The organism is Pseudomonas khavaziana (genome assembly GCF_036704165.1).
GTDB classification, from domain to species: domain Bacteria; phylum Pseudomonadota; class Gammaproteobacteria; order Pseudomonadales; family Pseudomonadaceae; genus Aquipseudomonas; species Aquipseudomonas khavaziana.
This window is the reverse complement of sequence record NZ_CP129946.1, coordinates 4,320,677-4,333,291: the sequence shown is the minus strand read 5'-3', so window position 1 is coordinate 4,333,291 and position 12,615 is coordinate 4,320,677. Positions and strand designations below refer to the sequence as shown.

At 57.7% G+C, this 12,615-nt stretch carries 11 protein-coding genes; 7 read left to right on the top strand and 4 right to left on the bottom strand.

Going from position 1 to position 12,615, the window contains the following annotated elements:
- Positions 1 to 475 precede the first annotated feature (475 nt).
- The 4 genes from QYQ93_RS19095 (at position 476) to QYQ93_RS19080 (ending at position 3,136) form a co-directional block, all read left to right on the top strand.
- Complete coding sequence (locus tag QYQ93_RS19095; protein WP_338475268.1) at positions 476 to 955, top strand: hypothetical protein; 480 nt, start codon at positions 476 to 478, stop codon at positions 953 to 955.
- A 686-nt stretch (positions 956 to 1,641) separates the two neighbouring features.
- On the top strand, positions 1,642 to 1,839 hold the full coding sequence (locus QYQ93_RS19090; RefSeq protein WP_043049592.1) for a hypothetical protein: 198 nt from the start codon (positions 1,642 to 1,644) through the stop codon (positions 1,837 to 1,839).
- Positions 1,840 to 2,048: 209 nt separating this feature from the next.
- Entirely contained in the window at positions 2,049 to 2,312 is a 264-nt protein-coding gene (locus tag QYQ93_RS19085) for a hypothetical protein (protein ID WP_338475267.1), read from the top strand.
- Positions 2,313 to 2,809: 497 nt separating this feature from the next.
- Positions 2,810 to 3,136, top strand: a complete 327-nt coding sequence (locus QYQ93_RS19080; RefSeq protein WP_043049594.1) for a DUF2388 domain-containing protein — start codon at positions 2,810 to 2,812, stop codon at positions 3,134 to 3,136.
- A gap of 67 nt (positions 3,137 to 3,203) precedes the next feature.
- Here QYQ93_RS19080 and QYQ93_RS19075 read toward each other — a convergent pair whose 3' ends face one another.
- Entirely contained in the window at positions 3,204 to 4,634 is a 1,431-nt protein-coding gene (locus tag QYQ93_RS19075) for an amino acid permease (RefSeq protein WP_338475266.1), read from the bottom strand.
- Between the two features lie 294 nt (positions 4,635 to 4,928).
- Positions 4,929 to 5,963, bottom strand: coding sequence for a histone deacetylase family protein (locus QYQ93_RS19070; protein ID WP_338475265.1), 1,035 nt, complete (start codon positions 5,961 to 5,963; stop codon positions 4,929 to 4,931).
- Positions 5,964 to 6,082: 119 nt separating this feature from the next.
- Between QYQ93_RS19070 and QYQ93_RS19065 the strand changes: the two genes are divergently transcribed.
- The gene (locus QYQ93_RS19065) at positions 6,083 to 6,583 is read left to right on the top strand and encodes an Lrp/AsnC family transcriptional regulator (protein ID WP_057024985.1); all 501 of its coding nucleotides are present in this window, start codon (positions 6,083 to 6,085) and stop codon (positions 6,581 to 6,583) included.
- 204 nt (positions 6,584 to 6,787) lie between these two features.
- Here QYQ93_RS19065 and QYQ93_RS19060 read toward each other — a convergent pair whose 3' ends face one another.
- Together QYQ93_RS19060 and QYQ93_RS19055 are read right to left on the bottom strand one after the other, a co-directional pair.
- A complete protein-coding gene (locus QYQ93_RS19060; protein ID WP_338475264.1) occupies positions 6,788 to 8,572 on the bottom strand; it encodes an IlvD/Edd family dehydratase in 1,785 nt (594 codons plus the stop codon).
- A gap of 50 nt (positions 8,573 to 8,622) precedes the next feature.
- Positions 8,623 to 9,804 carry a fumarylacetoacetate hydrolase family protein gene (locus QYQ93_RS19055; protein WP_217881474.1) on the bottom strand — a complete coding sequence of 394 codons (1,182 nt, stop codon included), beginning with the start codon at positions 9,802 to 9,804 and terminating at the stop codon, positions 8,623 to 8,625.
- 114 nt (positions 9,805 to 9,918) lie between these two features.
- Between QYQ93_RS19055 and QYQ93_RS19050 the strand changes: the two genes are divergently transcribed.
- Complete coding sequence (locus QYQ93_RS19050) at positions 9,919 to 10,869, top strand: LysR family transcriptional regulator (protein ID WP_338475263.1); 951 nt, start codon at positions 9,919 to 9,921, stop codon at positions 10,867 to 10,869.
- A 126-nt stretch (positions 10,870 to 10,995) separates the two neighbouring features.
- Positions 10,996 to 12,576, top strand: a complete 1,581-nt coding sequence (locus QYQ93_RS19045; protein ID WP_338475262.1) for an aldehyde dehydrogenase (NADP(+)) — start codon at positions 10,996 to 10,998, stop codon at positions 12,574 to 12,576.
- The last annotated feature ends 39 nt before the right edge of the window (positions 12,577 to 12,615 follow it).

Below are 12,615 nucleotides of genomic sequence, written 5' to 3'. Positions count from 1 at the left end.
TTTGGCGATGGCGGTTAAATGCAAGTCATCATCAAAAAGTAGTCCGGCGGATTTATCGGCGTTCGCGGGTTGAACGTGCTTGTAGTCCCAGTGGTGGCTTTGAGCTATGACGTCTGATGGTCAAGACCTGAGTGTCCAAGCCGATTGAGCTGCAGCGGGTCAGAATTAGAGAGGGGGCCCTGTAGGACAGCTCCTGATTGCATCCTGGGAATTGCTGTCCGTCTCAGATGATTTATCGTTTTGAAATCTAGGTTCGCCGTACGCATCTTTTCTCCGAGCGATCGAATGCAAGAGCAATTAGGACTTGAGCTAATGGCGAGCGTCGGAAAAAACCTGAACGGTGGTCGGGACAAACACGTAACCGGGAACAGCAGACCGAACAAAAAGCGGCATAGCAGAACGGTTGACGCGAAAACTACCTTGAAAGACGCCGTTATTGGGTGCAGAAAATGCCGAGAACGAAGGAGTAACTACCATGTCCGTAATGCAAAGCCTATGTGCTGGCTTGGCGTTTTTTGCCATTACTGCCTGTTCGACTTCGCCCTCGACTAAAAATGGTGGCGCCAATGATATCCAGGTGGCAGCCCAGAGGCTCGTAGGGCAGCCCGCCGAAAGGGCTTTTGAAGTATTCGGAGCGCCTGACCAGGGTATGGGGCCTTCATCATATGGTAGTGGCGGCTTCTACGCCTGGAATCGGATCCAAACACGCGTCACTCCTGAAAAGGTGTTCATCCAGACGGGGGTTGAGTATGTGGGTCAGCAAGAGAGGTGGGTCGGAATTGGAGGTCGTGGACTCAATGGCATCATGCCCGTCAGTAGTGAACCTATCTATCGCAAGGTCGGCTATGAAGAGAACAGGATCGTGATCGATTATTTCTGCAGCATCACCTTGTTGACAGATGGCAAGGATGTGATCACCGATGTGAGCGTGGTGAACTGCAACGATAAGAAGTAAAGCCAGCGGAGGTGCTGATCGCTTATGGCGATACGCTGTTGCTTCGCGGCACGGCAATGTCGTTCTCCCATGTTGGACTTGGACGCGCGCCATTGAGCAGAAAGTCTACTTAAGCCCAGTATTTGCCTGCAAGCTTGCAGGTGCAGTCTGGTCAATATGCCATTAGCACACCTGCCCTAATTGATCCTTGCTCAAGCCCACTATTAAAGTTGGAAGCGCAAGCCAATGTATTAACGATGGGAAGGGGAGTGAAGATGACAATAAAAAAATACGTCTATATGACGGCTGCAGCCTGCCTGTTAGCAACTTCAAGCGCGCATGCGTCGTTCGCCACCAGTTGCCAGGATTCTCAGCCGTGGTACCACTTCAGCATGATTGAAGCGGCAACCTGTTGGCTCTCTGGCCAATGGTAACCGGGTCGCCCCCGCTGCGGTTCGGCGGGGGAGAGCCCCCAGTGATGCCGCTCAAGTCGCGTCAAAATCGCTCGCTATCATTGGTGCACTTCAAATTCCTTAGGAGATGACCGCTGGATGGATCGTAGGAGTGCTTAAGCAAAGCAGCTACCAACCTTACGCCCATCACAGCCTTCCGATCCTCCGTTCGTCCAGTGCCCGGCACTCACTGCTACAAGCCTGCTCCAATGGTTTAAGTGCGTATTTGTCGTGCTTTTACAGCGGAGAGACAGCATGGAAATCAACGAGAACGCCCCAGGCAATATTTCACAGCAGGCAGTAACGCGCGGCACGGACAATGAGACCGGTCATGATCCAAAGCGCGATGAGGATCATATCCCGCTGCCACCAGATGACGAGGCACCCCTCGAGGAGGATATGTCGGACGTGGACGCTGCCGACTCCGTAGCCAGTGAGCATCCTGACAACTGAGCATTCAGATCAACGGACCCGGCCAAGCGCCGGGTTTGCCTTGATAGGCCAATTCCTTTTCAGCGTCGGAAGCTGGATAGATCGACGTAGGAGTCAATACCGGGGCTCGGTTTGCATTTAAATGCCAGCGCAAAATAATTACGCTATTGTCGGCATGAGGCTTATCGAAAAGGCCGAGAAGTTAAAGCAACCCAACTGCGGAGACTGATATGCATGCCGAAGACATTCTCGCCGACGACACAAACGAGGCAACATTTGAAGGCGTGACCGTACGTAAGGGGACGGTGGGTGCCTTTTTGGCAAACGTACGGGTTTGGAGTGATTCTGACGCGAGCATGGATGATCAACTGCTGGCTGAGCGAGAGATTATTCAATCTTTACCCGCTCTAAAGGCGATCGGTCTCCTTGATGTGTTTGAGCCTAAAGATTCCCGATTGCGTGAGTTGATCGCCAGGGCGGGCGTGGCACAGTGAGTGCATGGCCGAATCCCGATGGAAGTCACCCTGGTTAGCAAGATCAGAGAGTGCCGCATCACCTGGCATGACGTTGCGAGCGAACCGTAGCGCCTCTGATCGCATCTGTGCGAATGGCCGACGGTTGCCCAGCGTTGTTGCGTGCATGGCTGCATAGCGTGATCGGCAACTCTGTTATGTCAATGAAAATGCCGGCCATGGCCAGGGTGTAGCGATCATCGTCAATATCGCCACAGGTAGTGCTGACCGCCGCGTTCACGCTGTAGTAATAATGCTGGCTGAAACCGTTGTGCTGGGTTTTCCAGGCGACACTCTACGCTGTGCCGTGAACGGCATTCTCAAACACTTCTTGCAGCTCTATCCGGAGCTGGTGTAATCGTGGCGATCACCAATGATTGGGAGTAGAGCGCGGCACCCGCATTTCCCACTCCCATCGCTTGCGCTAGCCCTCTATTTTGCTATCTTGCCCGCTCGTATCGCAGCGGAAGCATCGAAGCATGGACTTATGGAAGACGTTGGCAGCCATCATCACGGTGTCGATCAGTGCTGACGTAATGGCGTGGTATGTCGAAAATCCAGTAGAGCGGGCGCTGACCGTCACGACGCTGTTTCCGACCATGATCCTCGGCGGAACAACAGCATTTACAATGTATGGTCCCTCGTTGATGAAAAAAGCCAAGAACGATGCGCTCGCCTTCATAGGCTCTGATGGTGAGATCCGCGGCGCGCAGTTTGAGCAGGCTTCTCGCTACTATCGCTCGACCTACAACTCGCCGCTAATGTCTGACATGCAGTTGGCGCGAGCGATCGTCGTGGCGTACTGAGCACAACCTTTCACGCCCTCTTCACATTCATGTGTTTATGGTGACTCCAGCTCCTGGTGAAAACCTCTTAGCCCGTGCCCCATCGCGGGCTTTTCTTTGTCTGCGATTTCAGGGGCTGTGGCTTCCTGCTGCGCGTTAGCTGATAAGCAACGGCCAGCCATATAAACCATCCTGGCATGACCATCAAGGCAACGCGGGTGTCAGGTCTCAATGCCAGCAGGCACAGAACGAAACCCATAAAAGCCAGTGAAAGCCATGCCATTGGCACGCCGCCTGGCATCTTGTAAGCAGATTTTGCGTGAAGCTCAGGACGCTTTTTGCGATAGGCAATGTAGGACACGAGGATGGTCGACCACGTGAAGATCACCAGAATCGCTGACACAGTGGAAACGATGGTGAAGGCCGTCATGACTTCCGGAACGATGAACAGCACGAGTACACCCAGCAGCATCAACAGCGTGGTGAAGGCCAGGCTCAGCAGAGGCACGCTGTTGCTCGACAGTCGCCGAAAAATACCCGGAGCGTTGTCCTGATTCGCCAGCCCGAACAGCATACGGCTGGAGGAGAATACGCCACTGTTGGCCGATGAAGCGGCGGATGTCAGCACCACGAAGTTAACGATGCCGGCAGCTGCGGGAAAGCCGGCGACGAGGAAAAGTTCGACAAAAGGACTTTTTACAGGTGACACCTGTTGCCAGGACGTCACCGCAATAATGCAGCCCAATGCCAACACGTAGAACAGGATGATTCGCAGCGGAATCGAGTTGATTGCCTTGGGTAAGGTCCTCTCCGGAGACCGGGTTTCTGCCGCAGCGGTGCCGATCAGCTCGGTGCCGGCAAATGAGAATATCGCCATCTGAAAACCGGCAAAAAAACCCAGCAAACCGTTAGGGAATGCAGCCTGCTTGTTCACTAGATGGCTCAGGGACGCGGTAACGCCATTGGGGGATACGAATGAGCTGGCAATCAGCACGATGCTGACCCCAATAAGCGTCACGACGGCGATGATCTTAATGATCGCGAACCAGAATTCGACTTCACCGAAAAGCCTGACCGTCAGCACGTTCAAGGCAAACAGTGTCGCCAGCATCCCGATAGCCGGTATCCAGGCAGGCAGATGGGGGAACCAGTACTGGAAAAAGCCACCAACGACGACGGCATCGCCGATCACGGCAACGCTCCAGCTCAGCCAATACGACCAGCCGAGGAAAAATGCGGCGCGAGGTCCCAGGTAAGCGCCGGCAAAATCGGCAAAGGTTTTGAAATTCAAATTGGAAAGCAGCATTTCGCCCATGGCACGCATGACGAAATAAACGAACAGGCCAATGATCATGTAGATGAGGATGATCGAGGTGCCGGAGAGGGCGATGATCTTTCCGGAGCCCATGAACAAACCTGTACCAATGGCGCCGCCCATGGCCATTAGCTGGATGTGACGATTGCTGAGCGTGCGCTGCAGCGCAGGTTGTTCAACCCGCTCTGATGAATTCGATTTCATTTCAAAACCTCTTGATCTTATGTTTTTGAGTTTTGGCAGAAAAGTGGGTATCCGGCGCCACTGTCAGGATGCAATGGCGGGTGACGGTATTGGTTTATCTGGGCGATGACGTCCCCCTGCACATGCCTGTGGCGTCACTTACAGGTCAACCGACCGTGCGCATATGGGCGGCTTTGGTCGGTTGCTGATCAAGCATCTGCAACAGGTTTTTATATTTTCAGGCGTCGGCACCCAGTGGATGCCGGCCGACTTGATGGTCGTGCGCCATCGCATGCAGGTAGCGAAGAGCGGTGTTCAGGCGCGTTTGCTCTCAAAGCCATGCAGTACGTTCACCGCATTGATTCCGATTTCATCGACCATGTAGCCGCCTTCCATCACGAAGAGGGTGGGGCAACCAACGCTCGCTATCAGCTCGCCAATCCCGATGAAGTCCTCGCTTTCCAACAGGAAATGACTGATGGGGTCGTCCTTGAAGGTGTCGACGCCCAATGAGATCACCAATACTTCTGGCGCGAATTGCTGAAGTTTCTTGCAGGCGTGAAGCAGGGCGTCGCGGTAGCTTTCCCAGGCGGTGTTTTTCGGCAATGGGTAATTGAGGTTGAACCCTTCGCCACGACCGGCGCCGACCTCATCGCTGAACCCTGAGTAGTACGGATAGGACACGCTTGGCTCGCCGTGCAGCGAGACGAACATGACGTCATTGCGCGAGTAAAAAATGTTCTGGGTGCCGTTGCCGTGATGAAAATCGACGTCGAGTACCGCGGCACGTTTGGCGCCCTGGGTGATCGCCTGCTGTGCGGCAATGGCTGCATTGTTGAGATAGCAGTAACCCCCCATGTATTCACGCGCCGCGTGATGGCCCGGCGGACGGCAAAGGGCAAAGGCACTGTCGTGGCCTTCATCGATAAGTGCCAGACCTGTCAGTGCGATATCGGCGCTGGTCTTGACCGCCTGCCAGGTGGTGGCGGTGATGGGTGAACCGGCATCCATTGCATAAAAGCCGAGTTTGCCGTCAATAAAGGTTGGCACCTGGTCGTTGGCCAAATCGCGTACAGGCCATACCAGTGGCAAGGCATCATGAGTGCGTCCTGTCGCGCACCATTCTGACCACGCGCTTTCCAGGAAACTCACGTAGCGCTCGCTGTGCGCGTTGACGTAACACGACCGGTCAAACACGCGGGGTTCGACTATCTGGCCAAGGCCTACTTGCTTGACACGGTTGTGAACGGTGTCGGCCCGACTGGGCTGCTCGAACGAGGGCTTGAGCACGCCATCCTTCAATTCGGTGCCATGGTGCAGACGGTGGGAATCACTGAAAACTGTAAACATTCTGCGCATCCGTTAATGTGAGCCAGTGGAAATATTCTGTTCTGGTCTGGGCGCGATTTCTTTGCTTTGTTTTCGTGCTTCTGTGTATTTATCGGGCGATTTAACTCGGAAATGGCTTAATGAAGAAAAATATATCCAGGCGCATCAGTCTCGATGAGACCGATCTGGCCATTCTTGAGTTATTGCAGGAGGACGCGAGCATTTCCAACGCCGAACTCAGTGAGCGGCTTTCGTTGAGCCTCACGCCTTGCTGGCGACGGCGCAAGAGAATGGAGGAGGCGGGGGTAATAAAGGGGTATCAGGCAACCCTTGATCGAAGAATGCTGGGGCTGGATATCATGGCATTCGTGCACATCCGCTTTTCTACCCACGCCGATCATGCTCCGGACGCCTTCGAGGCAGTGATTGCGCAATTGCCAGAAGTATTGGCCTGCCACAAGATCACCGGTGACGCCGATTACGTGCTCCAGGTGTTGGCAGAGGATCTTGATAGCTATAGCGACTTTATCGAGCAAGTGCTGAGGCGGCAGGTGGGTATCGCGTCTATTCAGTCGAGCCTGGCTTTGCGCGAAATCAAGGCCGGTAGTCGCATCGCCATACCTAAATTGAGCAAGGGGTAATGGAGGTGGGGCGCCGCGCAAACGTTCGGTGTCCGGAGCATTCCTTGGCCAATCGCAGCGGTATTGCGGTCGCAAAGACCCTGGCCTTTGATCAGCAATAAAACGCCTGACGCCTGGTTTTGATTAAACGGTAAAAGCCCGGCATGTCTGCTGGGCTTTTCTGCGTTGGCTTCTCAAGCGGGGCGCTATGCCCTCGCTCGCTTGTCAGTGCGAATGCCGCGGCTCACCACTGCGGGCAATCACACGTAGATGCAGCGTCGCAGGCTCCAGGCATCCACCTGTTGAAAGCTGCCCCACCAACTGCCGGTACAGTTCCTGCCAGGGTGTCTGGGAGGGCGGGATGTTCGGCGTCCACTCGAGTCGACGCCGGCTCATCTCGGCCTCGTCTATCAGCAGGTTGACCGTGCGTGTGTTCAGGTCGACCTTCAGGCGGTCGTTGGTTTTGAGCAACGCCAAGCCACCGCCTACCGCTGCTTCGGGGGACATGTTGAGAATTGACGGGCTTGCCGACGTGCCGCTTTGTCGCCCATCGCCCAGGCAGGGCAGGGAGTCGATGCCTTGTTTGATCAGGGCGGCGGGAGGCGCCATGTTCACCACTTCTGCACTGCCGGGGTAGCCCACGGTGCCCACGCCGCGGATGACCAGGATGCAGCGCTCGTCGATATCCAGCGCCGGGTCGTCGATGCGGGTGTGATAGTCCTCTGGCCCTTCGAACACGATCGCCCGGGCCTCGAAGCTGTTTTCTGCGCCGGGTTCAGACAGGTAGGTCTTGCGAAACGCTTCGCCGACCACCGACATTTTCATGATGGCGCTGTCGAAGAAATTGCCGCTGAGCACGATGAAACCGGCGCGGTGTTTGAGCGGGGTTTCAAAGGGGTAGATCACATCGGCGTTACTGGTCAGGGTACTGCTGACGATTTCGCCGATGGTCTTGCCGCTGACCGTTGCGCAATCTTGATGCAGACGCCCGGCTTTTTGCAGTTCGTGCATCACGGCCGGCACGCCGCCGGCGCGGTGGAAGCCTTCGCCGAGGTACTTACCCGCCGGCATGCAATTGACCAGCAGCGGCACGTCCTCGCCAATCCGTTGCCAGTCATCCAGGCTCAGTTCGACGCCCATGTGCCGGGCAATCGCAATCAGGTGCGGAGGGCAATTGCTGGATGCGCCGAGTGCCGAGGCGACGGCGATCGCGTTCTCGAATGCCTCACGCGTCATGATCTGCGATGGCCTTACGTCTTGCAGGACCAGCTCGCAAATGCGCTTGCCGGTGGCATAGGCCATTTGCCCGCGCTCACGGTAGGGCGCGGGAATACTCGCACAGCCAGGCAATGACATCCCCAAGGCTTCGGCCAACGCATTCATCGACAGGGCTGTGCCCATGGTATTGCAGTGCCCAACGGACGGCGAGGCCGCCGTGGTCATCTCCATGAAGCCTTCGTAGTCAATTTCGCCGGCAGCCATCAGATTGCGCGCATGCCACAGCACGGTTCCGGAGCCGATCAATTCACCCTTGTGGTGACCGTCGAGCATGGGGCCCCCGGACAGCACAATGGCGGGCAGGTCGGTGGTTGCGGCAGCCATCAGGCACGCGGGGGTGGTCTTGTCGCAACCGGTGGTGAGGACTACGCCGTCCAACGGGTAACCGTGGAGGATCTCCACCAACCCCAGATACGCCAGGTTACGGTCCAGTGCGGCCGTGGGCCGACGCGATTGCTCGGCGATCGGATGCACCGGGAATTCCATGGGGATGCCGCCGGCATCACGAATACCGGCCTTGACGCGTTGCGCCAACTCCAGATGATGACGGTTGCAGGGGGTCAGGTCGCTGCCGGTCTGGGCGATGCCGATGATCGGGCGTCCCGATTGCAGTTCTTCGCGGGTCATCCCGTAGTTCATGTAGCGTTCGACATACAGGGCAGTCATGTCCGCGTGGGCAGGGTCATTGAACCATTGCTCGCTGCGCAGACGACGTTTTGGCATTTCACTCATGATTCATTTCTCTCTTGTCATTATTGGCTGAATCGACAATCGGTTGGGATTCAGCGGGCGAGCAGGCCACGGGTCGCCAGATTGCGCAACAAGGCGCCGACCCCAAATGTCCAGGGAGTGGCGGCAGAGCTGTGGGTCACCTGGTTATGCAGGCTACCGAGCAACGGGCTGCTGATACGGACGCGGTCACCCAGCTTGTGGGTGAAACCGCTGCCGGCCTGATCGCGGTCTTCAGTGGGGGCGAACAGCGTACCGAGAAACAGCAGAAAACCGTCGGGGTATTGGTGATTGGCGTTGAGCGTCTGACCCACCAGGTCCTGTGGGTCGCGGCTGATCTGACTCATTGAGCTTGAGCCTTGCAGCCGATAACCGTCTTCGCCTTGTACCTCTAGATCGACCACGCAGGCCCGCACATCATCCAGGTCGAAGTGTTCGTCGAACAGGCGAATAAACGGCCCAATGGCGCAGGAGGCATTGTTGTCCTTGGCCTTGCTCAGCAACAGCGCGCTGCGGCCTTCGAAATCGCGCAGGTTGACGTCGTTGCCCAGGGTGGCGCCGTGGATCTGGCCACGGCTGTTCACCGCCAGCACCACTTCGGGTTCCGGGTTGTTCCACTGCGAGCCGGGATGAATGCCGATGTGGCTGGCGCTTCCCACCGCCGCAAGGATAGGTGCCTTGGTGAAGATCTCCGCATCCGGGCCAATGCCGACTTCCAGGTATTGCGACCACATCCCCCGTTCGATCAGCAAGGCCTTGAGACGCATGGCTTGCTCCGAGCCCGGTACGATCGAGCGCAGGTTGTCGCCAATTACGCTGCGGACGGTGGCACGCACAGCCTCGGCTTTTGCCATGTCACCGCCGGCCTGCTCCTCGATCACGCGCTCGATCATGCTGGCGGCGAACGTGACCCCGGCGGCCTTGATCACTTGCAAGTCCAGGGGCGCCAGCAAGTAGGGTCTGGACGGATCGGGAGCGGGGCCAGTGTTGGCGAGCAGCGCTTCGACACTGGCGATGAAGGTGCCGGGCGTCTGCCTGACGGCCGCCAGTGGAGATGGCGTTTCCAGCAGCTCACTCAGGGTCGCAAAACGCTCCGACAGATCAAACACACCGTCGCTGCGCAGCACTATCGGCGAGGGGCCCGCGATACTGCCAGGCACCCACGCGCGGCCGATCAGGGTGGCGGCCATACCATCGACCGGCAGGGTATTTTCGGGAGTCAGCAATAACGGCATGGCGAATTTTCCTGGTTCGTAAAGCCTTCACGCTAGGGCGGCGAGTCGATAAACTCCAATGAGATATATTCAGTATTTGATAACTTCAGGTTATTAGTAGCCCAAGGAATAGTCATGTCCGATCTGTCCTTTTCCAGCTTCTGCGGCTGGCTGAAATTCCGTCATCTTGTGTTGATCGATACGTTGGGACGCACGCGCAACATGCACCTGGCGGCGCAACAGATGAATCTCAGTCAGCCGGCCATCAGCAAGATGCTCAAGGAAATCGAAAGCCTGCTCGGCTTCGCCCTGTTCGAACGATTGCCGCGCAGCATGCCGCCGACCGCCCTGGGTGAGCACGTGCTGCGTTATGCGCAGATTGCCTTGAACGACGCGCGTTCGTTTGTCGAGCAAATCAGCAGCCTGCGCGAGGGCGGTCACGGCTCCCTCAAGGTCGGCGGGATTTTTGCCGCAACGGCTGCGGCTTTGCCCGAAGCGGTCCTGCAGATCAAACAGCGCTGGCCGCTGCTTTCGATTGAAGTAGTGGAGCAGACCAGTAATCGCCTGATGGAGATGCTTGAAGAGAAGCAGCTGGATCTGGCGGTGGCCCGGTTTACCGATCAAAGCCAGCAGCAACGCTATGACTTCGAGCCCTTGGCCCCCGAACCGTTCTCGATCGTGGTCAACGGTCGTCATCCGCTGGCGGACGCCGGCCCGCTCTCGTTACAGCAATTGGTGGACTTGCCGTGGATTCTCTATCCGGTCGGCACGCCGATTCGTGGCCGCATGGAACATGCCTTTGCCGAAGCCGGGGTCGGGATGCCACGCAACACCATTGACACCATTTCCATGCAGACCTTCCTCCAGGTTTTGCAGCGCGGGCCGATGATCGGGATGCTGCCCAGCGCCATGGTCAACCCGCTGCTTGAAAGTGGCCAATTGAAGACGCTCGATACCCCGCTGCATTTGGTGCCGCAGGACTACGGCATCCTCACGCGCAAAGGCGAACAACTGATAGGGGCGGCGCTGGAGTTCGCCCAGATACTCAAGGAAAACGCGCGCCTGGCCAGGGATCAGCCGGGTTAAGGGGCGAAAAATGACGGTTGTTGCGATAACGGATCGTTATCGGATAATCAATAAATGCCATTGGGAAAGAATCGATTGGCGGCAGTAGAGTACCGACCAGATTCCCATCTGGGTCAGGAGATTGTCATGCCCGAACTGTCCGGACACAACTTTATCGCCGGTGGCCGCAGCGCTGCAGGGTCGGTGTTGCTGCACAGCGTTGATGCTACCACCGGGCAACCATTGCCCACAGGTTTCGTCCAGGCCACGGTCGAGGAGGTGGATGCCGCAGCCGTGGCGGCCGCCCAGGCTTATCCCGCCTTTCGCAACCTGTCGGCCGTGCGCCGAGCGCAATTTCTGGAGGCCATAGCCATTGAACTGGACGCCTTGGGCGATGACTTCGTGGCCCTTGTCTGTCAGGAAACTGCATTGCCGGCGGCGCGTATTCAGGGTGAACGATCCCGCACCAGTGGCCAGATGCGCCTGTTCGCCCAGGCCCTGCGCCACGGCGGCTTTTACGGAGCGCGTATCGACTTGCCGCTGCCTGCCCGCCAACCCTTGCCCCGCAGCGACCTGCGCCAGTGCCGTTTGGGCCTCGGTCCGGTAGCGGTATTCGGCGCGAGTAATTTTCCGCTGGCATTTTCCACCGCAGGCGGCGATACCGCTGCCGCGCTCGCCGCGGGCTGCCCGGTCGTATTCAAGGCCCACAGCGGGCACATGGCGACCGCGGAACGGGTGGCCGAAGCCATCATCCGCGCCGCGGAGCAGACCGACATGCCCAGAGGTGTTTTCAATATGGTCTTCGGTGCCGGTGTGGGAGAAGCCCTGGTCAAGCACCCCATGATTCAAGCCGTCGGCTTCACCGGATCACTCAAGGGCGGCAGGGCGCTGTGTGACATGGCGGCTGCGCGCCCGCAACCGATCCCGGTGTTTGCCGAGATGAGCAGCATCAATCCGGTATTGGTATTGCCAGAAGCCTTGCAGGTACGGGGCGAGCGTGTCGCGACCGAGCTGGCGGCTTCGGTGGTCATGGGGGCAGGGCAGTTCTGTACCAATCCTGGCTTGGTCATCGGCATTCGCTCAGCGGCATTCAGCCGCTTCGTGCAAACGCTGAGTACATTGCTGGCCGATCAGCCGGGGCAAACCATGCTCAATGCCAATGGCCTGCGCAGCTATGTTCAGGGCTGTGAAGCCTTGCTGGAGCATCCGCGGATCACCCATTTGGCCGGGCACGTTCAGCAGGGTGATCAGGCCCGCGCGCAGTTGTTCCAGGCCGATGTCGAGCTGCTTCTGACTGGCAGCGTCTTGCTGCAGGAAGAAATCTTCGGTCCAGCCACGGTGGTGGTGGAAGTGGCTGATCGGGCTGAGCTGTTGGCGGCCTTGCAGGGTTTGCGCGGCCAACTGACAGCCACCCTGATTGGTGAGCCGGCTGAACTTGAGCAGTGTGCTGACCTTGTGGCCGTGCTTGAGCAAAAAGTTGGGCGAGTGCTGATCAACGGTTACCCGACCGGGGTAGAGGTTTGCGATGCCATGGTCCATGGCGGGCCTTGGCCGGCGACGTCCGATGCCCGTGGCACCTCGGTAGGCACCTTGGCCATCGATCGGTTCCTGCGGCCGGTGTGCTACCAGAACTTCCCCGATGGCTTGCTTCCCGATGCCTTGAAGAACAGCAATCCCTTGGGGCTGATGCGCCTGGTCAACGGAGAACACACGGCCCAGCCACTGTAATAACGGCAGCACTGCCGGATGAGTGCTCATTCGGCTTGA